24 protein-coding genes and 7 pseudogenes are annotated in these 25,671 nt (G+C 59.6%); 9 read left to right on the top strand and 22 right to left on the bottom strand.

Translation table 11 applies throughout. The annotated features are described in order from the left end of the window. Positions 1–276: 276 nt before the first annotated feature. The 5 genes and pseudogenes from NKH38_RS29400 to NKH38_RS29380 form a co-directional block, all read right to left on the bottom strand. Positions 277–660, bottom strand: coding sequence for a VOC family protein (locus NKH38_RS29400; RefSeq protein WP_352764921.1), 384 nt, complete (start codon positions 658–660; stop codon positions 277–279). Between the two features lie 110 nt (positions 661–770). Next, positions 771–1,752: pseudogene (locus tag NKH38_RS29395) on the bottom strand (Dyp-type peroxidase). A 162-nt stretch (positions 1,753–1,914) separates the two neighbouring features. Then, positions 1,915–2,979, bottom strand: coding sequence for an alpha/beta fold hydrolase (locus NKH38_RS29390; RefSeq protein ID WP_352764919.1), 1,065 nt, complete (start codon positions 2,977–2,979; stop codon positions 1,915–1,917). Between the two features lie 64 nt (positions 2,980–3,043). Further along, on the bottom strand, positions 3,044–3,283 hold the full coding sequence (locus tag NKH38_RS29385; RefSeq protein WP_352764917.1) for a hypothetical protein: 240 nt from the start codon (positions 3,281–3,283) through the stop codon (positions 3,044–3,046). Between the two features lie 79 nt (positions 3,284–3,362). Then, positions 3,363–3,932, bottom strand: coding sequence for a glutathione binding-like protein (locus NKH38_RS29380; protein WP_352764915.1), 570 nt, complete (start codon positions 3,930–3,932; stop codon positions 3,363–3,365). Between the two features lie 854 nt (positions 3,933–4,786). Between NKH38_RS29380 and NKH38_RS29375 the strand changes: the two are divergent. From NKH38_RS29375 to NKH38_RS29360, 4 genes and pseudogenes are all read left to right on the top strand, one after another. After that, a pseudogene (locus NKH38_RS29375) lies at positions 4,787–5,972 on the top strand (ABC transporter ATP-binding protein/permease); the annotation flags it as partial. A 335-nt stretch (positions 5,973–6,307) separates the two neighbouring features. Next, positions 6,308–6,670 (top strand): SPW repeat protein, encoded by a 363-nt coding sequence (locus tag NKH38_RS29370; RefSeq protein WP_352764934.1) that lies wholly within the window; start codon positions 6,308–6,310, stop codon positions 6,668–6,670. 284 nt (positions 6,671–6,954) lie between these two features. After that, positions 6,955–7,131, top strand: a complete 177-nt coding sequence (locus NKH38_RS29365; RefSeq protein ID WP_352764913.1) for a hypothetical protein — start codon at positions 6,955–6,957, stop codon at positions 7,129–7,131. A gap of 461 nt (positions 7,132–7,592) precedes the next feature. Then, positions 7,593–8,648: a PAS domain-containing protein gene (locus NKH38_RS29360; RefSeq protein WP_352764932.1), complete on the top strand. Its 1,056-nt coding sequence runs from the start codon at positions 7,593–7,595 to the stop codon at positions 8,646–8,648. Here NKH38_RS29360 and NKH38_RS29355 read toward each other — a convergent pair. From NKH38_RS29355 to NKH38_RS29330, 6 genes and pseudogenes are all read right to left on the bottom strand, one after another. Beyond that, positions 8,554–8,964 carry a cupin domain-containing protein gene (locus tag NKH38_RS29355; protein WP_352764911.1) on the bottom strand — a complete coding sequence of 137 codons (411 nt, stop codon included), beginning with the start codon at positions 8,962–8,964 and terminating at the stop codon, positions 8,554–8,556. The genes NKH38_RS29360 and NKH38_RS29355 overlap by 95 nt on opposite strands. Before the next feature lie 121 nt (positions 8,965–9,085). After that, on the bottom strand, positions 9,086–9,430 hold the full coding sequence (locus NKH38_RS29350) for a hypothetical protein (protein WP_352764909.1): 345 nt from the start codon (positions 9,428–9,430) through the stop codon (positions 9,086–9,088). Positions 9,431–9,483: 53 nt separating this feature from the next. Next, positions 9,484–10,242 carry an SDR family oxidoreductase gene (locus NKH38_RS29345; RefSeq protein WP_352764907.1) on the bottom strand — a complete coding sequence of 253 codons (759 nt, stop codon included), beginning with the start codon at positions 10,240–10,242 and terminating at the stop codon, positions 9,484–9,486. A 594-nt stretch (positions 10,243–10,836) separates the two neighbouring features. Further along, on the bottom strand, positions 10,837–11,754 hold the full coding sequence (locus NKH38_RS29340) for an NADP-dependent oxidoreductase (RefSeq protein ID WP_352764905.1): 918 nt from the start codon (positions 11,752–11,754) through the stop codon (positions 10,837–10,839). Positions 11,755–11,845: 91 nt separating this feature from the next. Then, a pseudogene (locus NKH38_RS29335) lies at positions 11,846–12,221 on the bottom strand (DUF3788 domain-containing protein); the annotation flags it as partial. A 206-nt stretch (positions 12,222–12,427) separates the two neighbouring features. Then, entirely contained in the window at positions 12,428–12,676 is a 249-nt protein-coding gene (locus tag NKH38_RS29330; RefSeq protein ID WP_352764903.1) for a hypothetical protein, read from the bottom strand. A 663-nt stretch (positions 12,677–13,339) separates the two neighbouring features. Between NKH38_RS29330 and petA the strand changes: the two genes are divergently transcribed. The 4 genes and pseudogenes from petA to NKH38_RS29310 all read left to right on the top strand — a co-directional run bounded on the left by petA (position 13,340) and on the right by NKH38_RS29310 (position 17,621). Then, the gene (petA, locus tag NKH38_RS29325; protein WP_352764900.1) at positions 13,340–13,816 is read left to right on the top strand and encodes a ubiquinol-cytochrome c reductase iron-sulfur subunit; all 477 of its coding nucleotides are present in this window, start codon (positions 13,340–13,342) and stop codon (positions 13,814–13,816) included. Between the two features lie 17 nt (positions 13,817–13,833). Beyond that, on the top strand, positions 13,834–15,135 hold the full coding sequence (locus NKH38_RS29320; protein ID WP_352764898.1) for a cytochrome b: 1,302 nt from the start codon (positions 13,834–13,836) through the stop codon (positions 15,133–15,135). A 31-nt stretch (positions 15,136–15,166) separates the two neighbouring features. Continuing rightward, a pseudogene (locus tag NKH38_RS29315) lies at positions 15,167–16,715 on the top strand (mechanosensitive ion channel family protein). Continuing rightward, a pseudogene (locus tag NKH38_RS29310) lies at positions 16,712–17,621 on the top strand (pirin family protein). The pseudogenes NKH38_RS29315 and NKH38_RS29310 overlap by 4 nt, the downstream one beginning before the upstream one ends. 81 nt (positions 17,622–17,702) lie before the next feature. Here the strand turns inward: NKH38_RS29310 and NKH38_RS29305 are convergent. The 9 genes and pseudogenes from NKH38_RS29305 to NKH38_RS29265 all read right to left on the bottom strand — a co-directional run bounded on the left by NKH38_RS29305 (position 17,703) and on the right by NKH38_RS29265 (position 22,662). Further along, on the bottom strand, positions 17,703–17,975 hold the full coding sequence (locus NKH38_RS29305; RefSeq protein ID WP_352764894.1) for a DUF1810 family protein: 273 nt from the start codon (positions 17,973–17,975) through the stop codon (positions 17,703–17,705). A 34-nt stretch (positions 17,976–18,009) separates the two neighbouring features. Beyond that, positions 18,010–18,135: pseudogene (locus tag NKH38_RS29300) on the bottom strand (DUF1810 family protein); the annotation flags it as partial. A gap of 33 nt (positions 18,136–18,168) precedes the next feature. Continuing rightward, positions 18,169–18,300 (bottom strand): GNAT family protein, encoded by a 132-nt coding sequence (locus NKH38_RS29295; protein WP_352764929.1) that lies wholly within the window; start codon positions 18,298–18,300, stop codon positions 18,169–18,171. Positions 18,301–18,443: 143 nt separating this feature from the next. Further along, positions 18,444–19,109, bottom strand: a complete 666-nt coding sequence (locus NKH38_RS29290) for a sensor histidine kinase (protein ID WP_352764892.1) — start codon at positions 19,107–19,109, stop codon at positions 18,444–18,446. A gap of 280 nt (positions 19,110–19,389) precedes the next feature. Continuing rightward, positions 19,390–19,827: a CBS domain-containing protein gene (locus NKH38_RS29285; RefSeq protein ID WP_352764890.1), complete on the bottom strand. Its 438-nt coding sequence runs from the start codon at positions 19,825–19,827 to the stop codon at positions 19,390–19,392. 59 nt (positions 19,828–19,886) lie between these two features. Continuing rightward, positions 19,887–20,534 (bottom strand): HD domain-containing protein, encoded by a 648-nt coding sequence (locus NKH38_RS29280; protein ID WP_352764888.1) that lies wholly within the window; start codon positions 20,532–20,534, stop codon positions 19,887–19,889. Between the two features lie 40 nt (positions 20,535–20,574). Continuing rightward, on the bottom strand, positions 20,575–20,973 hold the full coding sequence (locus NKH38_RS29275; protein ID WP_352764886.1) for a cupin domain-containing protein: 399 nt from the start codon (positions 20,971–20,973) through the stop codon (positions 20,575–20,577). Positions 20,974–21,052: 79 nt separating this feature from the next. Then, positions 21,053–21,811: an SDR family oxidoreductase gene (locus NKH38_RS29270; protein WP_352764884.1), complete on the bottom strand. Its 759-nt coding sequence runs from the start codon at positions 21,809–21,811 to the stop codon at positions 21,053–21,055. 59 nt (positions 21,812–21,870) lie between these two features. Then, positions 21,871–22,662 carry an alpha/beta fold hydrolase gene (locus NKH38_RS29265; protein WP_352764882.1) on the bottom strand — a complete coding sequence of 264 codons (792 nt, stop codon included), beginning with the start codon at positions 22,660–22,662 and terminating at the stop codon, positions 21,871–21,873. 394 nt (positions 22,663–23,056) lie between these two features. Between NKH38_RS29265 and NKH38_RS29260 the strand changes: the two genes are divergently transcribed. After that, a complete protein-coding gene (locus NKH38_RS29260; protein ID WP_352764880.1) occupies positions 23,057–23,359 on the top strand; it encodes a DUF680 domain-containing protein in 303 nt (100 codons plus the stop codon). A 158-nt stretch (positions 23,360–23,517) separates the two neighbouring features. Here NKH38_RS29260 and NKH38_RS29255 read toward each other — a convergent pair. Next, positions 23,518–24,266: pseudogene (locus NKH38_RS29255) on the bottom strand (glucose 1-dehydrogenase). Between the two features lie 144 nt (positions 24,267–24,410). Then, positions 24,411–25,394 (bottom strand): alpha/beta fold hydrolase, encoded by a 984-nt coding sequence (locus NKH38_RS29250; protein ID WP_502896666.1) that lies wholly within the window; start codon positions 25,392–25,394, stop codon positions 24,411–24,413. Positions 25,395–25,671: the final 277 nt, after the last annotated feature.

Genomic DNA, 25,671 nt, shown 5'->3' with positions numbered 1-25,671 from the left:
TCATGGTGGCGTTCCTTCGCGGGAATCAGGTGACGTGAACAATCACCAGCCTGCCATGACCGCCCCCTCTCAGCGAATTTGCAGAACTCTCAGCACACTACCCTTTTATACGGCGCCGGTGCCCTCGAGGCATCTATTCCAAGGCAGTACTTCACCCCCACAATGGTATGTCGCCACCTGGTGAGACGCCCTGGCGACCTGATGCATCGCGTGGCCAAGAGGTGCGGATCCCCGTCTTTTTGCCGGGACGGCTTTACGAGAAAATTACGATGGAGGTCAATTGGCGCTACCGCTGGTGAGGTGGAGGATGTTGCCATCCGGATCCTTGAACCAGATCACGCGAAGCGCGCCCCTTACGTGAACTCCGTCGATTACCCGGTCAAAGCCCTCGGGATATTCGTCGAGCGTCACCCCTTTGGCACGCAGATCCGCGGCGATTGTCTCGACTTCGTCGCCTACCGCCCAGATGACCGCATTTGCTCGATTGGTACTGGCGTAATCGCTGAGATAGACATTGAGCTTCGTTGCACCGGTTCCGAGGACGAAGCCGCTGCCGTGGTCGGCGAGAAGCGGCAAGCCCAGGATACTCTCGTAGAAGGCCCTTGCCCGAGCGAGGTTGGCGCACGGCACAATCGCCGACGATGCATGATCCTTGAGCATGTCCGTACCTTTCAAATCAACGGCTATGGGGCACCGGAGGAACGTCGTCTTTCAACAAAACCCAATCGTTTCCTCAAAGGGTCGTTTACCCACCATATCTTCGTATCTTCTCAAATTCGGTGGCCGCCCGACAGCGCCGGACCAGCAGTCGAGGTGACCGTTTCGCTCGTCGCAACGTTTTCGAGGAATGTCGCCGACGGCACGAAGAACAGAGTGCCGGTGACGGCGCGGCTGAAATCCAGCAGTCGGTCGTAGTTGCCTGGCGGCCGGCCAACGAACATGTTCTCCAGCATCTGCTCGATTCTACGCGGCGAGCGGGCATAGCCGATGAAATACGTGCCGAACTCACCCTTGCCGACGTCGCGGAACGGCATGTTGTCGCGCACAATCTGCAACTGCTCTCCGTCCTACGATCGTGGTCAGCGCATTGTGCGCGAAGATCGGTTTCACGGCATCGTCGAGCTCGATGTCAGAGATCTTTTTTCTGCCGACAATTCCCTCCTGCTGCTCGATGGGAAGCGTGTTCCAGGCTTTCAGATCGTGCAGGTATTTCTGCACGATCACGTAGCTTCCTCCCGCAAAAGAGGGGTCCTCCTCGCCGATGATCGTGGCCTTGACGGCGTCCTGATCCACCGGGTTTTCGGTCCCATCAACGAAGCCGATCAGATCGCGGTCATCGAAGTAATTGAAGCCGTGCACCTCATCCGCCACCGAGACCGCGCCATTGAGCCGCGACATGATCTGTGTCGCCAGCTCGAAGCGAAGATCCATCCGGGCGGCACGGATGTGAAACAGGATGTCGCCTGGCGTCGAGACGGCGATATGTTGGCCGTGAATCTCACGAAACGGGTGTAGTTCCGTCGGCCTGGGCGCTCCAAAGAAGTGGTCCCACGCACCGGACCCAAACGCCATGACACACGACAACCGACCCTCGAGGTCACGGAACCCAACGGCGCGTAGAAGCGCGGAAAGATCGCCACACAAGGCGCGCACGGCCGCATCATGTTCAGGCCCGGATTTGACCGTCACGACGAGAAAAATTGCGGACCGCGTCAGTTGCGCGACGACCGGTTGCGAAACAGCAGATGGCACAGTTGAATCCACGATAGATCCTTTCGATACATCACCCGGAACGCCGCTGAGTTGACGGCAAAGCGCGGAAAAGCCGAGTTGCGATTTGCCCAATTCGAGGCAAGCCCAGGATCAGCTCCGCGACCAGCCGATCATCAGCTTGCCTCACCAGTATCTGCCTGCTCATCGGTATTCGCCGACGTCGATGACCGCTTGGGCGAAGGCCTGCGGGGCTTCCTGCGGCAAGTTATGGCCGATACCGCCAGTGATGATCCGGTGGTCGTATCTGCCTGAAAATTTCTTGGCGTAGGCGCTGCTGTCGGGATGGGGTTCGCCATTGGCATCACCTTCCAGTGTGATGGTGGGCACCGTGATCAGGGGACTTTCGGCTAGCCGTTTTTCCAGGGCGTCAAATTCCGGCTCGCCTTGTGCCAGGCCGAGCCTCCAGCGATAATTGTGGATGACGATGCTGACGTGATCCGGGTTGTCGAGGCACGCTGCACTGCGATCGAACGTGGCGTCATCAAAGTCCCATTTCGGCGAGGCGATCCGCCAGATAAGGTTTGCGAAGTCTCGCCGGTATCGTTCGTAGCCAGCCCGCCCGCGTTCCGTGGCGAAATAGTATTGGTACCACCATTGGAGCTCTGCTTTCGGCGGCAACGGCATTCTGTTTGCCGCGAGACTGCCGATCAAATAGCCGCTGACCGAGACAAGGGCTTTGCAACGCTCAGGCCAGAGCGCAGCGACGATGCAGGCCGTGCGCGCGCCCCAATCATAGCCGGCGATGATCGCATGGCTGATCTTCAGCGCATCCATCAACTCGATGACATCGACAGCCAGCACAGACTGCTGGCCGTTGCGGGCCGTCTGACTGGAAAGAAAGTGCGTCGTGCCATGGCCGCGTGCATACGGAATGATCACGCGATAGCCCGCCATCGCCAACAACGGAGCGACGTCGACAAAGCTGTGGATGTCGTAGGGCCAGCCATGAAGGAGGATAACCACGGGACCGTCGGGCGGACCCGCCTCAGCGTAACCGACATTCAGGACGCCAGCGTCGATTTGCCTGAGCACTGCGAAGGAAGCAGCCGTCGACCGCTCTGTCGTTGTTCCGTCCAGCCCTGAAACAGGTCGTGCCTGAGCCGAGCGAACTGTCGTGAACTGCGTAACAGCCAGACCGATTGCCGCGGCGCCGACGAAGGCCCTGCGATATCGATCGATCTCTTTCGGCGGTTCTGCATTTTCCATTGTTGCCACCTCTTTTCAGGGCAAGATCGGATGCCCGCTGTTTGACGCGGCTTTGGCATCACCTTCATTCATCGATTTGGCAGTGCCAGGCTGCATGCCGTGGCAATCGTTCAGGACGGCCGGGCGTGAGTGACGCCACCGCCTGAAGTTTGACGCCCTTGCCGGGCAACGTAGGAACCTGCGTTTCTACGTGCGGGAAGACGATGCAGAGTGGCGCCTCGGCTTCCGTCTTTAGAAATTGGGGGCGTAACCCATCGCCGCGCTTGGCAGCGATCGGGTGGAGATTCTGCAGTAACGCAAGCATGAATAGCTCCTCTGTTGTATGCCTTGGCTCAAGGGCGATAGAACGCGCGACCGGCCAGCATCGCAGTTAGACGAGACCCTCACGAACCATCGCGGCGCGAACGGCCGGACGGGCCGCAATTCGGGCGCGGAGCGCATCCAGAGGCGCGGGAACGGGGACTTGGAAGCGGGCGGCCCAGAGCAGCATCACGAAGATAGAAATCCGCGACGCTGGGTTTGTCGCCGAACAGATAGTCGGTCTTGAGTTCGTCCGAGAACAGGCCGAGTTGCGTCGTAATCGTCGCGCGCGCCTTAGCCTTTTCAGCATCGCTGCCTTGGTGCCACATGGGCTTGAAGCTTCGGTGTATTTCCGTCGAGACGTAGGTCAGCGCTTCGAGAACGCGCGTACGGCCCATTGGCCCTTCCACTCCCAGTGCCGGGTATTGCGACGCGATCCAATCGAGGACGGCGACGTTTTCTGTCAGCGTTTCCCCGCTATCCAGCACGAGGACTGGAACATACCCCTTGCGCGTCACCGTGGTGAAATCCTCCCCGGAGCCGGTCCGCTTGGTTTTGAGATCGACGGTTTCGCTCTCGAAGGAAGCGTCAGCCTCCTCCAAGGCGATGTGGTCGGCCAGGCTGCAGGCGAGAGGGCTATAGTAGAGTTTCACGGTCTTTTCCTTTTTCTGAACCCGGGCGACGTTCCGAAAAATTGGCCGTCGTCGGGCGGAAGGCTGCTCAGTGCGATGCGCCGGTCGTCCTTGCAGTCGGCATCCACGCCGTCGGCATCCACGACGCTCCAGAGACCTCGCACTTGGCGGTGGGGATGGCTACGACACCGACTGCCAGCTATGCCTATGCCGAGGTATGGTCGAGCTGAAACAATTGTTCCGTGGTTGCCGCACGCTCAACGGCGAGCGTCTCAGCTCAAATCGGGAATGGGTCAGGAGAAACCAGAGTCCCCGCCCTCCTGGACATGGCGTGCTCGACAGTCCGACCAGTCCTTCGCTCGGGAGACCATAGACGAAGGTATCGGAAGCGCGTGCCCTTGGCACGATGGCTCACATCCTGCCTTGGTTGGCATATTTCAAGCTGACCAGCGGCGCGAAGACGGAAGCGTGGATTTGCGTGAAGCGCCGCCGATGCAATGAAGCAGCTTTTTTCCAAAGCCAGGAGTCATCATCATGCCGGAGGTGACCATTAAGGGTCCGGCGCCGATCCGCAGTTGCCTGCGACCGACGCCGTGCATACGGCATCAAGCAAAAAAGCAGACAACAATGCCGGCGTACCGCAGACCGTCCGCAGGCCGATCGGTCCCAAGGAAGAATCTGGCCGGGGCAACTGGGGCTATTGAGCCTGAGAGCATTGAACCGGGCGAGGCCTCGGTCCTTCCGCCGTCTCATCCGGCAAACGGCATTCCCAACCCTGGCCAGCACGGTAACCGCGACGAACCCGCTCGCAATCACGAGTTCGCGGCACGGCTCTGGCGCCGATGTGACCCGCCTCGCAAGCATGGACCTCATGTATGGTTGACCAAGAGGACGACAACTCCGGTGTCAAGATGGCCGCCGTCTCGGTCGAGGCCAGCAGCCTCGGCGACCAATTGGCGACGATCCATTTAGGTTTGAAGGCATCGCCGGTCCGCAAGTGGCTGCTCTGGACGTCGGTTGGAATCGTGGCAGTCATTGGCGCGACATCGATCGGCCAGGTCGTGCTCAACAGCTGGAACCAACCCTTCTACGACGCGCTGGCGCGCCGCGACTTGCCGGTTCTCCTTTATCAGCTTGTGATCTTTGCCCTTATTGCCGGCAGCCTTCTGGTGCTCAATATTAGCCAGGCCTGGCTTAACCAGATGATCCGGCTGAAGCTGCGCGAGGCGTTGACGCTCGACCTGATCGACCAATGGATGCACCCGGCGTGGGCGTTGCGATTGACAAATGCCGGTGCTATCGGCGTCAATCCCGATCAGCGCATGCAGCAGGACGCCGCGCATCTTTCAGATCTGTCGACGGACCTCGGGGTCGGGCTGCTGCAGTCGTTCACCCTGCTGGCATCTTTTGTTGAGGTGCTTTGGCGGATTTCTTCTGGCTTCGTCTTCCACATTGGCGGTTATCCCTTGGCGATACCAGGTTACATGGTGTGGGCGGCGCTGCTTTATGCCGGCATAGCATCGTGGCTGAGTTGGCTGGTGGGGCGCCCGCTGGTCAACCTCGACGGTGATCGTTACACACGGGAAGCGGAACTGCGCTCCTCCATGGTGCGCATCAACGAAAATGTCCATGCCATCGCGCTCTACCATGGCGAGGCCGACGCTAAGCGACGGCTCGAAATGGACCTCAGTGCGGTGCTGGCAGCGATGCGGCGCATCTACACCGCCCAGATCAACCTGTCATGGGTGACCAACACTTACGGCTGGATTGGCATCGTGGTCCCAATCCTTATCGCGGCACCTGTGTATTTCTCGGGCCAGATAGGCTTCGGCGGACTGATGATGGCAGTCGGCGCGTTTAACCAGATGAATTCTTCGCTGCGCTGGTTCATCAACAACGTCGGCAGCATCGCCGACTGGCGCGCCACGCTGATGCGTGTTGCGGATTTTCGCATCGCGCTGAATAGTGCCGAGATGGGGCAGGACATGGAAAAGCCCATCGAAGTCGGCGACAATGCCGATGGGCCTGCCCCCCGAGAAACTTGAGACCTGCTGTCCCGAATAGAAGGGCAAGCAGCCTCTTCTCGCCGCTGGACACTCCCCTCACGGATTGCTTTGAGAGTAAGGACAGACGTCAACTTACACGGTCTGCTAAATGCATCGGCCGGGCAACGTCTTTGCTCCTCGGAGCGGAGGAATGCCACTTGGCATGTATGCTGGGGATCGCACATCCCTGACGAGCTGTGACCGAGCGCATCGATATCTTCTACAATCATCGCGCCTGGACGCCCTAGACTTTAGCATCGACGAACAGGTGCCTGCGTAGAATTGGCGGGTACCTGGGACTGCCCCATTCTCGGCGTACCGGCCACCTCCGTGGCACGGCTGAAGAAGGAAATGAAAATGAGAAATGATGTGTCAAACAAGGGGTTGGAATGGACCAACCTTATTTGCGGCGCAGGCTTGGCCTGCGCCGCAATCATGTTCGTCGGGCTACCTGCTGCGGCTTGGGACGCTGGGGTCGTGGGCGCGCTGATTGTGTGCAGCTCTGCCGTGGCCCTCTACCGCTACGGGAACTGGACGGAATGGTCCAACCTCACCTTGGGGTGCTGGGCGTTGGTCGCTCCATTTCTGCTCGGCTTCGGATCGGCGCAGGGGCCGATGTGGACGCATGTCCTCGTCGGGGGTTGCGTAGCGACAATAGCTGCGGCGCAACTCGTGGCGAGTCGCAGGGCGCAAGCTCATTCGAGCTCCAACTAACTCTGTTGCCCGGAGGGCGCCGCAGCGCGGCAATGGGAGTTTCGGCTCGCCTCCTGCGCCTCGGCGCCTCCAACGATGCTGCACGGCTGCAGCGCTCAAACCAGATGGAGCCCTATACTCAGGCCTAGCCTGTCTAATCAAACCTCCATGCCTAATCGTGTTGCACTGGCCTCAATGCTTCCGTTGCGTCAGATATTGAGGAGAAGTTGTCGTTTTCCTCAGCCCCGGATTCGTGGTCTCCGGCGCGATAAAAGGAGATTGCGGTCGATCTTGGTTTTAGCGAAGTGACTGTGAACGTCCATCGGACCAATATGATGAAGAAGAAAAAGGCGCGGTCCGTCTCAGATCCATTCAACGATTGTCAGCCCCTCCAACCTATTTCAGTGCCAGTTGAAGATGGCTTCGGCTGCCGGGAAAGCAGTCGCATAATCGTTAAAAAAACGGGGCGCTTTGCGAACTGAGTAGACGCGGCCACGATGACAGGTCGGCCGGGGGAACCGCATCCAAAAGGTCTCAGATGGAACTAACCTCATCGCGGCAGCGCCGCGCCATGGCCTGCCGCGATTAACGTTGGATGCGTTTTGGTTACGCTTTTAACCCATGAGCCATCCGACCTGTTGGTCGTGGTCGCAATTGTCTGCGTCTGCATGGGCTGGAAGGCGGGATTGGTGCCGTAGCAGCCGCCAGCTTGGTGTCAGCGGCTATCCTGCTGTCGCCGGAATACGTCACAGAGAACGGGGCGTTTGCACTTTCGCTGGTGGTAAGGATCTTCGGGACCATCAGCTTCTATGGCCGACTTTACCAGGGCGCTGGGTCGGGCATCGCCGATATTCCGGGCATCGCCTGGTCCGCCTGTCCGGACGGACGCCTTCGGTTTCTCACTCCCGCAGCCCTTGGATACATTGGCGTCACGGTCGAGGAAATGCGCGCGATCATGGATGCCGACGAACTTTTCTTGGTGGCGGAGATCTGTCCATCCCGACGATGTCGAGGCGAGAATGGCGCAACGGCGCCACAGCCTAGACCTATGATCGAGAAAAGCGTTTGCGCCGGCTCGATGGCACCTATCAGCGGTTTCGCGATACCGGATTTGCCTCCCGCGATGACCAGGGGCGAATCGTCGGCTGGCATGGCCGGAGAACATAGACGACCGGCGCAAAGCGGAGACCGCTACGCAGGAGCGAAAGGAGCTCAGGCTGCAGATCGATACGGTGCCCACGATGATCTGGCTGATGACGCCGGCGGGATTGCGGTACTATTTCAACAAACGGTTCGCAGACTGGGCGGGCATCAGTTCAGCCAAGGAGGAACCGGGAGGCACCCGGCAGTTCGCCTCGCATGTGGAGTGTGCCATCCGGATGACCAGGCGGGCGTCAAGGCCGTGTTTCAGAAGTCATTTGCCCGGGGAGAGCCACTCCAGCACAAAGGTCGGCTGTGCCGGAAGGATGGCGAATATCGCTGGATCGATTCGCGCCTCGAACCGTTGCGCGACGAAGGCGCAACAATCCCTCGCTGGTACGGCGTCAACTTCGACATCGACGACGAGGTCCGCGCGCAGGAATCACTGCGTCTGCCGGACGAGCGGCTCGCGCGCGCCCTGCGCGGCCGCCAGCGGAGATCATCTCCCGGACCGCACGACTCGACTGGGCTGGTCATTAGGGCGGACGCTGGGGACGCCTGCGATATCGGGCTGGTGAGGTGGCGGGTGAGGTCGGATTCGCTTAGCACGCAACGACAAGGCCAATGCCATGCTTCGAAAGCGATAGCGCCGAGGTTGCACCGCCGAGTTGGCCTCGATCACCATAAGGCGAGCCTTTGTCAGCGCGTTGAGTTGTTCGATGTGCATCAAAGTCCTCCGAGATCGCCCTACCTTCCCGTCGACCTCACCTTTCGAATGTCGTCAGGTTTGTGTCGTCCGTATCGACGACGAACACGGCAAGCAATCGAGCAGGCTCGGTGGTGCTGGCATTTCCGCTGACGCCGTGATGATCACCGGGGAACTCGGACCAACTGTCGCCGGTCCGATAGGTGGTCACTGGCCCGTTATTGACCTGACTGCGGATCGCGCCTTCCAGAACCGTTGCGAAGATAAAGGCCGACTTCGCGTGAGTATGTGACGGGGAGCTACCGCCAGGCCCATACTCGACCAGCACGGCACGCATGCTCTTGCCGGGCACATTCGGGAGTTGGTGGTCGTAGACCATAGTCACCTTTGCGCCTGAAGAATCGTCAGCCTTGGCCCCGGTTGCAAAAACAGCTGCAAGAGCAGCGGTACAGAGGATGGTCTTAATCATAGCTTTGGTTCCTTGTTTGCGATGAGGTGAAGAAGGGATCGCCGGCCGATGGGAGGGCCGGCCGGCGATCAGGCTCTTGCCGGGGGGGAGCGGCGTGAGCCTATGACCTGATGAAGGCGAGCTATGTCGCGCTGGGTCGGCCAAGGCATTGACTGGAAAGAAGCGGGGGTTGGTCCTCGCGCTGATCGCGCAAAACCAATTTGCCGTTGCTTCTTCGGCCCCGCATTACAGCCGTTCTGTCGGCTTTTGCCATGTAGCGGCCCTCAGTCAATGTTTCGATGAAACGCGACGCCTGCCAGTCTTTTGGCCAGGGGCCGGCGACATATTTTTCGTCTTTGTAGACAAAGAAGACAGAGTAGCCGTTTGCGTCCGCTTCCTTTTTTACGCGGTATGTCATTTTATCTGCCTTACACGCTGCTTGAATTTTTCGTGCTGAATTGGAAAGCAACTTAATTTCGTTGCTCAACGGAGACCCGATCTTGAGGCAACCGATGCGTCGGGCGGCACGCAAATCACAGATCAGTTCCGCTGGAGCTGAGCGTGGCCGAACCAGTTTTGGAAGTCCGTTGCACCGATGCGCGGATGATCGCCTGGCATGAGGGAGCGATCGTTAAGTTCCGTGCCAAAATAGCGTGCCTGGGGATCCGCTGTTACTTTACGCGGATCGTTCGTTGCCTTCAGAAATCTAGCAACGAGGCCGCTCATGCGGATCGGCTCTGGGCCTGCAATCTCGATCACGCCATTGACCGGTGGCGAAAGCGCCACATCCGTCATGATGTCCGCGACGTCGTCAGACGCGATTGGTTGAAAATAGGCATTCGGAACTGTCGTGATGTCCCCGATAGTACCCGACTGGGCGATGCCGCTCAGGAATTCGAAAAACTGCGTCGAGTGGACGATCGTGTATGGGATTGCGGAGCCTCGGATCAGTCTTTCCTGGGCCATCTTGGCGCGCATGTAGCCGCTTTCAGGCAGACGCTCGGCGCCCACGATCGAAAGGGCGATGTGGTGCTTCACGCCCGCGGTTTTTTCTGCTGCGAGCAAGTTCCGGCCAGAGGTCTCGAAGAACTCCAGAACGGCCTTGTCCTCGAAAGAGGGCGAATTCGCCAGGTCGATGACGACCTGCGCTCCCGCAAGCGCTTCGGAGAGACCCTCGCCGGTGATCGTGTTGACGCCGCCGTTAGGTGACGCTGCGAGCACATCATGGCCCTTCTTACGCAGCCTCTCGACTGTCTTCGAGCCGATCAGTCCGGTTCCACCAATAACAACGATCTTCATGACGTACTTCCTCGGTTCGTGATTCAGGTTCGATTTCTGATCGAGCGGCCAAGTGGCCGGCGCATCGCTTGTCTTCGTTCGAGACAGTGCACCGGGGCTGCCGGTCCAGGCTATCGACCGGAAGCATCTGTCATGCGATGCGAAGGTCTAGGACGAATGCATCCGTCGAATGGGGATTCTTGTCAGCAGGGAGACAGCGACTTGAGGTACTAGCTAAGCCGGCATGGCGCCCGGGAGCGGTCAGGGGCCATCACCACTAAGGTCGGCCGAGAGGCCGCTCCGGCCAGCCGCAAGTTGCTCTTCGACCGCACTGAGGCGCATTCTGGTCAGGCAGCTTTGGGGCCGTTTGCTGTCCGATCGGTTTTTGCCGATGAACGAGTAAAGCCGCCGTTCGGCTCACGACCTTGTTGTCGCCGTTCGGGGCGCTTCGGTGGCCGCCGGAACCCGCCATTGGTTCGGTTTCCGACGGACGGCAGAGCAGGAGCCGAAATCACACTGTCCGCTGTTTGCATCTGATCACTAAGGAGCGCGCGCGGGAACCATCCGCTAGTTGCAGGTGCGAGAGCTGCTAATACCTTCAGTCTCCTCGAATCCTCACGGACGAACGCGGATAACCGTCTTTCCCGTGCGTCGCTCGGTTGAGTTGAAGGTGGCGACGGCATCATCCAGGCTAGATACCTTGCCGATGTTCGTCCGCAGTCGTCCATCCCGGATTCGTTGAACTATCTCAGAAAGCTGGGCTCGATCAGCCTCGACGACAAAGTCAACCGCCAGGCCGTCTGCAGGTCGAATATCCGTTGGTCCGACGACTGTCACAAGCGTTCCTCCGGCCCGGACCAGCGTTGCGGACCGCTTCTGGATGTTGCCGCCGATGACATCGAACACCAGATCGACACCGCCGACGTCTTCCAGCGTGTCATTTCCGAGGTCAACGAATTCATTTGCACCGAAGTCGAGCGCCTTCTGGCGGTCGGCGGCGCGTCCGGTGCCGATGACATAGGCTCCGGCCTCCCTTGCAAGCTGCGCCACCATCGAACTGACGGCACCGGCAGCGCCATGCGCGAGAACGCTCTGCCCCGCCTGAAGGCGGCCGTGCTGGAACAGCCCCTGCCACGCGGTCAGGCCGGAGATCGGCAGGCTCGCGCCCACCGTGAAGTCGACGTCGCCGGGTAGTGGCGCGAGATTGCGTGCCTCCATGGCGACATACTCGGCGAGCGTGCCGTCGCGATGCCAGTCGGCGAGGCCGAACACTCGCTGACCGATTGAAAGCCCTGTCGTGCCGTAGCCAAGCGCAGTGACCACACCGGCCAGCTCATGGCCGAGGATCGACGGTGTCCGGTCACGGAAGGCTCGATCGGCCCAGGTCGAAGGCCACTCCAGTTCGGTGTTGACGAATCCCGCCGCATAAACCTCTACGACGACATCGTTTATTGCCGCCTGCGGCTCTGGCCGCTCCACCATCTTCATCCCGGCCGTTCCTGCAGCCTGGTCCGTCACTACGATCGCTTTCATGGGAATTGTCTCCTCAGTGATGTGTTGGTCGGGGTAAATTGCAGGCGTGGTGGTCTTAGATCTTTCACCCAGTTAGCTATCGGTTCTACGCCTACCGCGACCGCCTCGATGTTGAGTTGCCGTGTGATGCCGAAGAGACATCTGGCGGGCGCTTCATCGTCAGAAGCTCCGTCACATCGTGCAGATCATCTGCCGATGAGATGGCAATCGCCATTTCCCGTCTATGTATGTTTTGGCTTCATCGTAGAGCTTGACCAATTGCGGGCGCCAGACATAACGCCGCTCCTCAAACTTCTCTCGTTCTGCTCCCCCCATGACCACGACAGCCGAAAACCGCCGGTATTCCGGCACCAAAGTGCAGAATGCCTGGTCTTCTTGTAGCGCATGGACCAACCGCGGTTCTTGCCACCGTAGAGCCAGTCCGGCGCGAAAACTCCAGGGTAGACTTCTTTGATAGCCTTTCGGACGTGCATCTCGGAACGACCGGACGGCCGAGAGCTGATCGGCAGCTTGGTCGAAGAGATTGCGCTCGGGAACGCGATTTCCCTGCCGCTATGGGGCGACATCGGCTGCGAGGACTTGAAGCGAAACTACTGCCGATCAGATCATTATGAGCAACTGGGGGCTAATGCCTCTATCCGCTTGGGATTGATACCGACTCGGGTGCACGACTCTAGAAGTGAGCGTTAAGTTTGTTGCGCCACGCGCGTCCCTGGCGCCACAGTTCATGAATCAGCGACCCCAAATACACGAGGCGGCGCCTCAGATGTTGGCCAGCGTAGCCAGCATCGCGATAGTCTGTAATGTAGGTATTGACACCGCGGGGCGTGGACACCGCTTCAACCTCGTGGCCCTTGCTTTGTAACTTTTTGACAGTGCTCGCTCTGATGTAATGTGAGCCACCGATGACTACAATTTTCATATCGAGTCTCCAAATCTGAGAGCGCTCGCACGACGATGCGCTATCTGCGGACGACGGCCCCGAAACAACATGAGCTTTCACGAGTACACGACCCGATTTGTCTCAACTTCGATAGAATCTTCTACCAAGGTACAGCCAGCGCAGGCGCGCCCAAACTGGCGTCGGCAACTGCAATCGCCGCAGCGCTAACCGTCGTCAATTTCGTCGTGCGTGCCTTTGTTTTCCGAACGCAGATGACATTCCGCTGATTTGGGCGGAAGCCTGCATGGCCCACGCGCTAGCTATCCTTGCCAGCAAAGACGATTGCATCAGAAAACTTGCATCTGCCGGGGAGGAACGGCCACCACACCGACAGCCAGACGTGCCTATGCCGAGGTATGATCGGGCTGATCGATTGTTCTGTGATTACGGCGTGAACAATGCCGAATCTGAGGAACGCTAACCGGAGAATTCAGAAACCCGGCGACCATTCATGGCCTCCTCAGCGGTCCGGCCAGTCCTTCGCTCAGTAAATCATGACCAAAAGTATTGGACGAGCGCGCCCTAGGCACGATGGCTCACGTCCCACCACGGCCGGCATATTTCAACCCGACACAACGCATTTGAAAAGCCACGGCCGTGCCCCGGCTTTGCTCGATGCGTCCACCACCAGGAGTCCTCGTCATGGCCGACCTTTCCGAACCTCAAGCCGGCGCCGCCGCATTGCCCGCCGAGGCGCCGGCCGCCGTCGAGGTTGACGTCTCCTCGGTTGCGCCGGGAATGTCGCTGGTCGTGCAATGGCGAGGTAAGCCGGTGGTCGTGCGCAACCGCACCGAGCAAGAGATGAAGGACGGCCAGGCGGTCAATCTCACTGCGCTCAAGGATCCAATCGCCCGCAATGCCAATTTGCCCGCCGACGCGCCGGCGACCGACGCAAACCGCACTGCGCCAGGTAAGGAAGCCTGGATAGTGATGGTCCAGGTCTGCACGCATAGCGGCTGCATCCCGGTTGGTCAGCAGGGCGACTTCGGAGGCTGGCTCTGCCCCTGCCACGGCTCTCAATATGATAGCGCCGGACGCGTCCGTAGGGGTCCAGCGCCGGAGAACATGTTGGTGCCGGCGTTCCAGTTCATTTCCGACACCAAGATCCGTATCGGCTGAAGCATGGGCAGTTTACCATGAGCGACAAACATTCGACATATGTGCCGAAAACCGGCATCGAACGCTGGGTGGACGCCCGCCTGCCGTTGCCACGGCTGGTGCATGATTCCTTCATCGTCTATCCCGTCCCGCGCAACCTGAATTACGCCTATACGTTCGGCGGCATTCTCACGGTCATGTTGGCGTCGCAGATCATAACAGGTGTCGTGCTGGCGATGCATTACGCTCCCGACACGGGGCTGGCTTTCAATTCGGTCGAAAAGATCACGCGCGATGTAAATTCTGGCTGGCTGCTTCGCTCCCTGCATTCGAACGGAGCATCGTTCTTCTTCATCGCCGTCTACCTCCACATCTGCCGCGGGCTCTATTACGGTTCGTACAAGGCGCCGCGCGAGTTTCTATGGGTGCTCGGCTGCACCAATCTGCTGTTGATGATGGCGACAGCCTTCATCGGTTATGTGCTGCCCTGGGGCCAGATGTCATACTGGGGCGCTACCGTCATCACCAACTTCTTCACGGCAATCCCACTGGTCGGCGACTGGATCCAGCAGCTGTTGCTCGGCGGCTTCGCTGTCGGCAATCCGACGCTGAACCGTTTCTTTGCACTCCATTATTTGCTGCCATTCATGCTTGCAGGCGTGGTGACCTTGCATATCTGGGCGCTTCACGTGGTCGGCCAAAACAATCCGACGGGGGTTGAGGTGAAATCCAAAACCGATGTCGTCGACTTCACGCCCTACGCCACCGTCAAGGATGCGGTCGGCATCATCGTGTTCTTGTTTTTCTTTGCCTATTTCGTCTTTTATCTGCCGAATTTTCTTGGCCATCCGGACAACTACACGGTGGCCAACCCACTGAAGACGCCCGCGCATATCGTGCCGGAATGGTACTTCCTGCCGTTCTACGCGATCCTGCGGGCCATCACTTTCAATGTGGGACCGATCGATTCCAAACTTGGTGGCGTGCTGGCGATGTTCGGCTCAATCGCCGTGTTGTTCCTGGTGCCATGGCTCGACAGCTCCAAGGTGCGCTCGGCGGTCTATCGGCCCTGGTACAGGCTGTTCTTCTGGATATTCGTAGCCGACGCGCTCTTTCTCGGCTGGCTCGGCTCACAGCCGGCGGAAGGCGCGTACGTGGTCATGTCCCAGCTTGCGACGCTTTATTACTTTGCATTTTTCATCATCGTCATGCCGCTGCTTGGGCTGATCGAGACACCACGCCCTTTACCGCATTCGATCACCGAAGCGGTCCTCGAAAAGAACAAGGCCAAGGGGCGGGCGCCCGGTCCGGAGATCCGACATCCGTCGGAAGGGCGCTGAACATTGCGAATATGCTCGATCTGGATCCGTCATGAACTGGTGGAACTCGCCTCTGGTCTACATCGTGTTGATCGGCCTCGCCGGGATCGTCGTTTGGGCCCTCATCCCTAGACGTTTCGCCAATGCGAGGCTGATCGTCCAGCTTGGCTTTTTCCTTGCCATGTCGATTCTCGTTCTCGACCTGCGCGTTGTCCCGTACGAACCTGCCGGGGGGCGAAGAGGCAAGCGGCGGAGCGATCCTGATCGGGTCGGTCAAGCTGCTCTGGTGGGTTCACCTTGCCTGGGCGCTAATCGGATTTGTTCGTATCTATCTTGTCTTCGAGCGAAAGCCGCGCGAGGCACGTCTCCTGCAGGACGTCGTGGTCGGCATCGTCTACACCGGAATGCTGCTGTCGATCCTGGCGTTCGTCTTCTCCGTGCCAGTCGGAACGTTGATCGCCACCTCGGGGGTATTTGCCGTCATCCTGGGACTGGCGCTCCAGAATACGCTTGGCGACGTATTTTCAGGAATCGCGCTTAACCTCGGTCGCCCTTACGTGCTTGGAAACTGGATTGTCCTGAGCGACGGAACAGAAGGGCGCGTTGTCGAGACCAATTGGCGGTCGACCAACCTGCTTACCCCAGCTCACAATGTCGTCGCGCTGCCCAACAGTTTTCTCGCCAGGATCGGAGTGACGAATGTCAGCGGTCCAGACGAGAGCCATGGACTCGCCGTGACGATCAAAGTGGTACCGACTAAGATGCCGGCGATCATCCTGGATACCATGCGTTCCGTCCTGCTGAGTTGCAATTCGATCATCCAGGATCCTTCGCCTTCGGTTGCCATCAGAAGTCTGGATGCTGCGGCAATCGAAGTCGAGCTCTCGTTTCGGGTCGCAAGTCTCGACCAGCGAATTAGCGCTCGGAACGAAGTTTTCGATCTCATCTATCGCCATTCAAAGTCAATCGGCATGCTGCTCGCTGAGCCGCTTTCGGCGTCGATTGCCATGACCGGCCGCCCAAGCGACGATAAGGCAGCCTCTGGCAGCTTCACCCCGATCGAACTGATCAAGTCCATACCGATTTTCTCGGCGCTGACGGATGCCGAGCAGGAGGCGCTTGCCGCGACGACCTCGGTCCGCAGCTACCGCAGGGGCGAAATCATCGCAAGGCAGGGAGAAATGCTGCCGTCCCTCATGATTGTTCGGACCGGCGTCATCGCCCGGCAACGTGGCCAGGACGATGCTCACCCCCAGGAAATCGGCCGGCTCGCACCGGGCGACTTCTTCGGCGAGACAGGCTTGCTCGCCGGGATCGGCGAGGAGTCGACATTGCGGGCAATGACCCATGTTGCGGTTTATGAGATAGACCAGAGAAGCATCGCGCCGCTGCTGCTCGACAGGCCTGAAATGGCCGAAGATCTTGCCGCGATCCTGTCGACGAGGGTGTCGGCTTTCGGCGACAGCGGCATTCCAGGACAGCAGCATGCGAGTTCCAAATTCGCGCTCCTTACAGCCATTCAGGCAGCCTTTCGCGCCGCTCCGTTCAAGCATGCTGGAGTGCCTGGCCGAGAGGTCAAGCAGAAGGATCAACATCCATGACCATTCGCCAAAGCGATGTCGCAGGCATCGAGGCACTCATCCAGCCGAGCGTCCGTGAGTTCGCGGACGGATTGAAGGTACGGCGTTTGTTGCCCTCCTCGAACCGCCTGATGATCGGGCCTTTCATCCTGTTCGATCATTTTGGTCCGGCTGTATTCGACGCGGGTCGCGGTTTCGACATCGGACCGCATCCGCATATCGGGCGTTACGACTTTGACCTACCTGATCGATGGAGAGATCGTTCACCGGGACAATCTCGGCGAAGTGCGGACCATCCGTCCCGGCGAGGTCAACTGGATGACGGCCGGGTCGGGCATCGTCCATTCCGAGCGCACGCCGCCAGAAGTCCGAGCGTCGGGGGGCAATCTCTTCGGCGCTCAGGCGTGGATGGCCCTTCCCTCCCGGTACGAAGAAATTGCGCCCAGCCTTGCGCATTACGGCGCTCTCGAAATCCCGAGAATCTGCGCCGACGGAATCGAGTTCACGTTGATCGCTGGCGCATCCGACGGCCTGGTCTCGCCGGTAAGGACATTCTCCGACATGGTCTATGCCGAAATTGTCCTGACGAGCGGCGCGCGATACCAGGTGAAACCCGAACATGCCGAGCGCGCGATCTACGTTGCCGCCGGCGAGGTTGGGATTGTCGGCCAGGACGGGACATTCCATGAGGCCGAATTGATAGCTCTGGCGCCCGGCACCGAGATCGTGCTCCAGGCGCCTGCCTTTCATGCGGCAAGCCTGATGTTGTTGGGGGGCGAGCCGCTTTCAGAACCACGTCACATCTACTGGAACTTCGTTTCCTCTTCGGCCGAACGGATCGCGCAGGCGAAGATGGATTGGCGCGAAGGCCGCTTCCCCGGCGTGCCGGGCGAGCACGAATTCATACCCCTGCCAGACGACACCTGAGCGTGATGGTTCCCCGGTGCGCACATTGGCTGCCGCCATTCCCCAACCCAGCGCCCGCAAGAATGCCTCTCGTTGGCGACGCTACGACATCGGGTTGAGTTCATTCATCGTGTCCTCGTCGAGCAAACCGTCGAACCACACGTCAAAGATGGTCTCGAGCAGGAACTCGTCGTTGCTCGCTTCGGAAAACAGCGTCAGAGAGGCGTGTAATTTCTTCGCGTCAACATCACCGAAGACAGCGTGAGCGCTTGAGCCGGAGAGCCGTTGCAGTGCCCCGATGCATTCCCGATAACGACCTCCCAGTACCGGAGATGAGAGGTAGGCGCCCCGCTTCGTCGAGCGATGTGATCGCATATGGCGCAGGCGCGGCGTCGCTTCGGTTGACAGCCAACCTTGGGAAGATGAACTCCATATAGGAAGTGCACATCATTCCTTGGCGCAAAATACCTAGCGCGTCTTCATAGGCAGCGTCCTGCGCTCTGACGAACCGCTGCAAATCATATTCGTCGCTCATTTCGATGACGCTTTTTTCGCAACCAGCCTGTACCTATCCGTTGACGACATCGGCATATTCCGGCTGCTTTGCGAAGAACCGGCTCATGAAGGGGCCTTTCAAGATCGCTTTGCGGCCGGTTTTGCGCAGCAGCTCAAACGTACCCTGAGCCAATCGCGTTGCGATCCCCTGTCAGGAAAACTCCGACGAGACTTCGGTGTGTATGAGAACAATCTTCCCGCTCTCGATCCTGTAATAGGCCGCAGCGAACAGTTCATCGGCGATCGGCAATTCGAAGGTTGCCGGCAGGGTGGTCGGTCGTTGGCCCTCTATCGTATTGCGGGCAACCGCAACGTCACGGCGGTGCCCGACCCGAGCTCGCTTTCGACGTCGACACTTCCCCCAGCCTCCTCGGCGAAGCGCTTCACCATTGGCAGCTCAACGCCACCGAGGCCGCCGCCTTTCGTGGTGAAGAAAGGATCGAATGCGCGGACCATGGTCTCGCTGGTCATTCCAATTCCGTTGTCGGCCACACGAACATCTATCCATCCGGCCGTGGAACTTTCGGGCGCCAAGGAGGCATCGACCGAGATCAGACCGCCGTCAGGCATAGCGTCGCGTGCATTGAACAGAAGATTCAGAACCGCATTTTGAAGACCAAGCGGATCGCCCTTTACCCGAGGCAGATCGGAGCCGACTCGAATCTCGAGGCGCAAATTGGCACCCCAAGCGCTTCGAGCGACGGATTCGACCTCAGCCAGGCAGGCGCCCACGTCCGCATGCTCGACTTCGGCATGGATTTCTCGGGCTACGCCAATGGTCCGCCGGACAAGGCCGCCAGCTCGTTCCAAGGCCGTTTTGGCGCCGGCAATTACAAGCCCAAGATCTGGAGCGGCCGAGACGTTCGGATCGCGAGCCAGATGGTTCAACGCCGATGAGGCGACCTGGATGAGATTGCCAAGGTCATGAACAATGCCGGCGGTCGATATCTGCACGGGTAGGCCGTTTCGCGGAACATCGGCAGGCCGGTCGAAGACATCTTCCTTTAGGCGTGACATTCCATTCCCCCGGTTGCTCGGTCGACTCTTGGTTGCTGGAAGAAGCTTAAATGAAGGGCATCTGTGGTCGATTGGGTCGAGGAAGAGGGCGAGCAATACCGCGGTATATGTCGTGCTATCGCGTCGCGGGGCCCAGCGATCATGTTGATGAGCACGAGGAACAAGACATCGCCCGGAGTGGGCTTGCTGTGGCCCGGCCCGGTGCCTTGTTCCTGCATCACTGGTAGCCGATCCCGCCAATGTAGTTGGCCAGGAGTTGCTCCTGGAGCTCCTCTTGATCGAAGAGCGCCTTCATTGCATCACGGATATCAAGCACGCCTATCGGCTTCTGGTCCGCCCCAAGTACCGGCACATTCTGAAGGCCTCGCGCGGCCATTGTCTGCCAGACTGAATGGACGTCGTCGTCGGGACCGCAGGAGATGATGGATCGGCTCATCAACGTTGCAACGGGCGCCTCTGTTGGCCCTGAATTGGCCAGATGGCGGATGATATCGGACTTGCTCAGCACACCTGCGGCCTCCCCGTTGCCGTGGCACACGACGACCAGGCCTGTTGCTGGTTTGGAAAGCGAGAGTGCGGCGCCGCGAAGCGGGGCGTCGACATCGATCACTGAGAGGCGGGCCGACGTTATTGGATGCAGACTGTCAATGCGCATGACGCCCTCCTGAAAGCGCCTCGCGGCCACAGCCGGGAGGCTGGGGTTCGATGTTTTCCTCACTCCTGGAAGGGAGCGTTCACCACGGAATCAACTGCCGAAGGAGCCCTGTAGCCGGGGACAAAGCGTTCGCCGAAATCCCGGGCAAAGTTGTCGTAGGTTGTTTCGCGACTGACATCCGCGATGTGGCAAAAGAATCGCGTCATCCGCCGCTTCATTCCGAGCCGCGGGAATTCGCCGACTATCCTTGCCATCTCTGCGGAAGAGACAAGGTTGTACTGCAGGCCGACGACGTCGAGGCAGATGCCGGCACTGCACAGCGCCACCTCGGCTTCCTTGTAGAGGCCGATTGACGGCGTCGAGTTGAGGGCGACGCTATCCCAGATCAGTTGAGCGCGACGTTCTTCGAAGCCGCCGTCCCGGACGAAGGTTCGAGCCAGATCCGCGCCTTCCAGCTCGAAACGGCGAGGTCCGGCGAAGGACTCATTGAGGGTGATGTCATGCAACAGGGTTCCGACAGCGACAACTTCGGCGTCGTGCTCGACATTCTGAAGCTGCCCGATCCTGGCCGCGAAAAGCCAGGATCGGACCACGTGATTGAACAAGTAGGGTTCACATCGCTGACGAGCATATTCGATCGCTCGGCCAACAATCGGTGTGTCTGGGACCGAAACGCCTGCAAGCGTGCGCCTGGCGATCGCATCCATGTCGGTGACCTTTCCTTTACGCCCGACGACTAGCCCGATTTCATTTCGGGTATGTCGTCAGGTTCTTCTCGTTGGTATCGACAACGAAGATCGCAAGCAGGCGGGCGCGTTCCGTCTTGCTGGCGTTTTCGCTGACCGCATGACGGTCGCCGGGAAATTCAGAGAAACTTTCGCCGGCACGATAGGTCTTCACCGGTCCATCATTGACCTGGCTCCGGATCGCCCCCTCCAGCACCGTCGCATAGATGAATGCGGATTTGGGATGGGTATGCGCCGGCGATGTACCGCCCGATGCGTACTCGACGAGCACCGCTTTCATGCTCTTGCCGGGCACGTTTGGAAGAGCCTGGTCGTAGACAAGCTTTACGTCCGCGTCATCGGCGGTTGCCGCGGTGACGGAAGCGGCAATGAGCGCTGCGCAGAGAAGTGTTTTGATCATGTCTGGTCTCCTTGTTGGATATGCATGGGTGGGGAACGCCGATCTGATGGCCACACGACCGGCGCTAGCTTCTGTTTGCTTATTTCGGCGGGGTGTACCGGCTGAGCCAATCGTCGAAATGCACGGCGCCGATGCGCGCACTCTCGCCGGGAACAAGCGTTCGATCGTCGATTGCCACTTGACCGTAGTAGAGAGCACCAGGATCAGCGACGACTTTGCGGGGGTCGTTGGTGGCCTTCAAAAAGCGACCGACGAGTTCGCTCATGCGAACGCGCTCCGGGCCGGCAATTTCGGTCGTGCCGTTCAACGGAGTGGCAAGCGCGACGTCCGCCATTACGTCGGCGACATCATCGGCCGCCATGGGTTGGAAGTACGCTGGTGACATATGGATGGTATCGCCGACGGCGCCGGTGTTTGCGATGGCGGCCGTGAATTCGAAGAATTGTGTGGCGTGGACGATCGTAAATGGGATTCCGGATTCCTTGATCAGTTTTTCCTGGAGCAATTTTCCGCGGAAATAGCCCATGCCCTGCAGCCGGTCGGTGCCGACGACTGACAATGCCACGTGATGACGGACGCCGGCAGCGGCTTCCGCTGCAAGAAGATTACGCCCGGACGCCGCGAAGAATTCCAGCGCGGCCTTCTCCTCGAACGACGGCGAGTTCGCGAGATCGACGACGACCTGCGCCCCGGCAAGTGCGGCGGCCACCCCCTCTCCCGTGACGGTGTTCACTCCGGAGTTCGGCGAGGCCGCAAGCACGTCGTGTCCCTTTTTCCGCAGTCGTTCCACAGTCTTCGAACCGATCAGCCCGGTTCCGCCGATGACGTCGATTTTCATTTCGAATCTCCTGGTTGGGCGTGTTGATTTGCGCTGTTGACGCTGGCGTTTTCAGCCAGTTACTGACTGGCCGATGCAGCAGCATCCTCGATAAGGGACGTGACCTCGTCGGGATGCGAGACCATGAGGGCGTGGGAAGCCCCCTCGACGAGGACGCTTTTTACGGCATGCGCGCGCTTGGCCATGAAGCTCATGACGGCTGCGGGGATATTTCGGTCGTCCGTGCCGTAGATCATGTAAGACGGCAGCGTCTTCCATGAGGCAATGCCCGAGGCCTCAGCCAGAGCTGCCTGCGCGACGGGACGCTGAGTGGCTGCCATCAGGGACGCCTGCTCTTCCGGGACGTCGGCGGCGAACTGGGCGCGGAACTTGTCGGCCTGGATGAAGAGGTCCTGGCCGCCGGCCGGCAACGCGACCGGAACAATCGCACTGCCCAAAGTGCTGCCGGGGAACATGCCAGAAAGCGTCAGGCTCGATTCACCGGTCTCCGGTGCAAACCCTGCCACATAGACCAGGGCCTTCACATTGGCATTGCCATTGGCGGCCTCGGTGATGACGGGTCCGCCATACGAATGACCCACCAGAACGACCGGCCCCGAAACCGTCCGGACGATGGCCGAAACCGCCGCCGCATCACTGGCGACACTGCGAAGCGGATTGGCTGCTGCTATCGCCACGTAACCGTCGCGTTTGAGCCTCGTGATGACTGCATCCCAGCTCGACGACTCGGCGAAGGCGCCGTGCACCAGCACGACGGTCGGCTTGGCCTTTGGGCCGACCGGCTGCGCCATCGCGGTGCTCGATACGGCAACTGCCGCTGCGAGCGCCAGGATCCTAGTAATGTTCCGCATTTGCTTTCTCCTTTGCGGCCCTTCATGACCTATGCGCAGAAGAATGCGCCGACCCCGCGCGTCGACCTATTGTGCGGAATGGTCAGTCATATGATGCCAAGGTCCAGGGTAGGTCATCGCTGAGACCAGGTGACCGGTGGCACGCTGCAGAGTGCCGGGCGGCGGCTAACAATGATCGATGCAAGCGGTTGCTTCCAAACACCACTTCGCCACGACGAATGTTCAGCGCAGAGGCAAGGCTGCCTCCCGTCAACGACATTGTTCGCTGCCCTTCGGCTTGCATGGCCAATGCCAACCTAGGGGTCACACAGCCGGATCGTCTAATCGTCTCGTGGGAGCGAGACATTATATTTGGAGGGATGAAGACCACCAAGCTAACGATGGAGTTAGTGAAATGAAAATGACAGCTCTTGCTGCCGCCGCTCTTGTTTTTACAGCAGGAAGCGCAATTGCCGGAAGCGGCCACTATGGATCAAACGAGGGCCAGAAGCCTGCAACTGCATCTGACAACACGTATACATCCTCGACCAGGAAAATGAACAACGATGCCGGCGTGCCCAAAACCGTACGCAAGCCTGTTTTCAACGATGAATATGGCAAGGCATCTGGGGTCACTGATCCTGACCGACACAAAATTAAGGGGCCGGGGCGCGACCTCGGCCCTTCGTGGTATCTGAGTTACTTCCTTGAGAGGTGAACCGACTTCTCTTGCCAGCCGATCCCTCGGCAAGCGCCCTCGATTCGGTTCCCACCGCGTGACGCGGTCGACGTCACCGCCGATCCTAGCGTTCGGGTGCGCACCCCGGTGGGTGGAATAAGGGGCGTGGCGACTGCGGACAACGGAGCAAGCGCTATTCAAAGCAACGCCATTCCCCCGTCAACCCGCAGGTTGATACCCGTGACAAAGCTGCTCGCGTCCGAGGCAAGGAACAGGGCGGCTTTTGCCAGCTCCTCCGGCTGTCCCATACGACCCAGGGGTATTGCTTCCGCCATCGCCTTTTCGAACGACTCCCGCTGTTCAAACGGTAAGCCTAGCTTATCGAGAATAGCCGTATCCACCGGACCTGGGCTGAGCACGTTGACCCGGATGCCACGGGACTTCAGCTCGATCGCCCAGCTGCGCGCGAACGCATTGATCGCTGCCTTCGAGCCAGCATAGACAGCATGCCCGTCCAGGACTTTCTCGCTGGCCAGCGATCCTGTGAGGATGATTGCGCCGCCGTTCCGCATGATCGGGATCAGCTTCTGGACACCGAAGAAGACGCCGCGCGTATTAACGGCAAACTGCGCGTCATATTCTGCCTCGGAGACGTCGGCCGAGTGTGTGATGGTGTTTAAGCCGGCGTTCGCCATATAGATGTCGAGCGCCCCGAACCTCTGCCGGATCTGCTGCGCGACGTCGTCATGGTGCGCCCCATCGGCCACATCTCCTTGAATGCCCAGCGCGCCTGCCCCGATCTGTGCGACCGCCTCCTCGACCGCCTGCTGCCGGTGGCCGGTGATGACCACTTGCGCTCCCTCCGCAGCAAAGATTTTGCAGCCGATAGTCCGATTCCACTGTTTCCGCCGGTGACCACAGCGATCTTACCTGACAGTGTGCCCATGTCGTTTCTTGCCTCCGAACGATTGGCGCCGGCCCTGCTGAAGGCGGCGAACGCTTCCGCGGCGTGCAGGAGCTGCGGCCAGAGGTCTCCAGAACTTGAATGGCCGCAGCTGAACGCAACACGCGTAGTCATGATTGCGGGAAGCTATCCTTTGATAAAGGCGAGCAGGTCGGCATTGACCTGATCCTGGTGCGTGGCCGTGATCCCGTGGGGCGCACCGGGGTAATATATTTCCTTTGCACTCCTGATCAGCCGCGCCGACTTGACTGACGCATCCTTGACCGGGACAATCTGGTCGTCCTCGCCATGCAGGATCAGCGTCGGTATATCGAACTTCCCGAGGTCCTCGGTGAAATCGGTTTCGGAGAACGCTTTGACGCATTCATATGCATTCACGAGACCGACCTGCATGCTCCAGAGCCAGAACTGATTCAGAATCCCCTGGGAGACCTCGGCGCCTGGCCTGTTTGCACCATAGAACAGTGGTGCGAGGTCCAGGTAGTGCTGCGAGCGATGCTTGAGGAGGCCAGCCCGTATACCGTCGAACACCTCGATCGGCAGGCCCTCCGGATTGGCTGGCGTCTTCACCATGATCGGGGGGACGGCAGCGATCAGCACAGCCTTGGACACCCGCTTCGTCCCGTGCCGTCCGATATAGCGAGCAACCTCGCCTCCTCCGGTGGAATGTCCGACCAGCGTGACGTCCCGCAGATCAAGCGCGTCGATCACCGCTGCGAGATCGTCCGCATAGCCGTTCATGTCGTTGCCGGACGTAGCTTGGCTGGAGCGGCCGTGGCCACGCCGGTCATGTGCAACCACACGAAAGCCGTTATGGGCAAGAAAGAGCATCTGCCCGTCCCAGGCGTCGGAATTCAGCGGCCAGCCATGCGAGAAGGTTACAACCGGCCCCCTGCCCCAGTCCTTGTAGTAGATTTCGGTGCCGTCCTTGGTCGTGATTGTGCTCATAGTCCTGGTTCCTTTGCCTTTTTGGTGGATGGCGGCGTTTGGCTTTCGGCCCGCGGTAGATTGCGAAGCGACCGGCAGTCCGGCCGTAGCGGCGAGGATCAATCCGCCCACCAAGACGTCACGGCGGGATGCGCCAATCGTGAAAAGTCCATCCCTGCTCATCGTGCCCATCCCTGATGCTTGGCCTTCAACAACTGGCTCACCATCACGATCATCGATCCGACCTGCATGGTCGCTTTCGGGGAGGGGTGAGCGAAGGAGCGGGCGACACTCGACGATCGTGATGGCTTGCGAGGAAGAGGATGCGCTTATCCGGCCTGCAAACCTATTCTGCGGAAGGGTCTGTCGTGCGATGCCAAGGTGTAGGAGAGATACGCTGAGAAAAGGCTCGGCGGAGTAATTTGGTCTACGCTGCCCCCAAGCCTGTGCGGCACCGATT

The sequence above is a fragment of the Mesorhizobium sp. M1078 genome, assembly GCF_040318615.1.
Classification (GTDB): domain Bacteria; phylum Pseudomonadota; class Alphaproteobacteria; order Rhizobiales; family Rhizobiaceae; genus Mesorhizobium.
This window is presented reverse-complemented; position numbering and strand designations above follow the sequence as displayed.

Bases quoted from the DNA above. Each gene is read 5' to 3' on its own strand.
- NKH38_RS29400 (WP_352764921.1), bottom strand. From the start codon at position 660: ATGCTCAAGGATCATGCATCGTCGGCGATTGTGCCGTGCGCCAACCTC.
- NKH38_RS29390 (WP_352764919.1), bottom strand. From the start codon at position 2,979: ATGGAAAATGCAGAACCGCCGAAAGAGATCGATCGATATCGCAGGGCC.
- NKH38_RS29385 (WP_352764917.1), bottom strand. From the start codon at position 3,283: ATGCTTGCGTTACTGCAGAATCTCCACCCGATCGCTGCCAAGCGCGGC.
- NKH38_RS29370 (WP_352764934.1), top strand. From the start codon at position 6,308: ATGAAAATGAGAAATGATGTGTCAAACAAGGGGTTGGAATGGACCAAC.
- NKH38_RS29360 (WP_352764932.1), top strand. From the start codon at position 7,593: ATGCGCGCGATCATGGATGCCGACGAACTTTTCTTGGTGGCGGAGATC.
- NKH38_RS29355 (WP_352764911.1), bottom strand. From the start codon at position 8,964: ATGATTAAGACCATCCTCTGTACCGCTGCTCTTGCAGCTGTTTTTGCA.
- NKH38_RS29345 (WP_352764907.1), bottom strand. From the start codon at position 10,242: ATGAAGATCGTTGTTATTGGTGGAACCGGACTGATCGGCTCGAAGACA.
- NKH38_RS29340 (WP_352764905.1), bottom strand. From the start codon at position 11,754: ATGAAAGCGATCGTAGTGACGGACCAGGCTGCAGGAACGGCCGGGATG.
- NKH38_RS29330 (WP_352764903.1), bottom strand. From the start codon at position 12,676: ATGAAAATTGTAGTCATCGGTGGCTCACATTACATCAGAGCGAGCACT.
- petA (WP_352764900.1), top strand. From the start codon at position 13,340: ATGGCCGACCTTTCCGAACCTCAAGCCGGCGCCGCCGCATTGCCCGCC.
- NKH38_RS29320 (WP_352764898.1), top strand. From the start codon at position 13,834: ATGAGCGACAAACATTCGACATATGTGCCGAAAACCGGCATCGAACGC.
- NKH38_RS29305 (WP_352764894.1), bottom strand. From the start codon at position 17,975: ATGCGATCACATCGCTCGACGAAGCGGGGCGCCTACCTCTCATCTCCG.
- NKH38_RS29285 (WP_352764890.1), bottom strand. From the start codon at position 19,827: ATGCGCATTGACAGTCTGCATCCAATAACGTCGGCCCGCCTCTCAGTG.
- NKH38_RS29280 (WP_352764888.1), bottom strand. From the start codon at position 20,534: ATGGATGCGATCGCCAGGCGCACGCTTGCAGGCGTTTCGGTCCCAGAC.
- NKH38_RS29275 (WP_352764886.1), bottom strand. From the start codon at position 20,973: ATGATCAAAACACTTCTCTGCGCAGCGCTCATTGCCGCTTCCGTCACC.
- NKH38_RS29270 (WP_352764884.1), bottom strand. From the start codon at position 21,811: ATGAAAATCGACGTCATCGGCGGAACCGGGCTGATCGGTTCGAAGACT.
- NKH38_RS29265 (WP_352764882.1), bottom strand. From the start codon at position 22,662: ATGCGGAACATTACTAGGATCCTGGCGCTCGCAGCGGCAGTTGCCGTA.
- NKH38_RS29260 (WP_352764880.1), top strand. From the start codon at position 23,057: ATGAAAATGACAGCTCTTGCTGCCGCCGCTCTTGTTTTTACAGCAGGA.
- NKH38_RS29250 (WP_502896666.1), bottom strand. From the start codon at position 25,394: ATGAGCAGGGATGGACTTTTCACGATTGGCGCATCCCGCCGTGACGTC.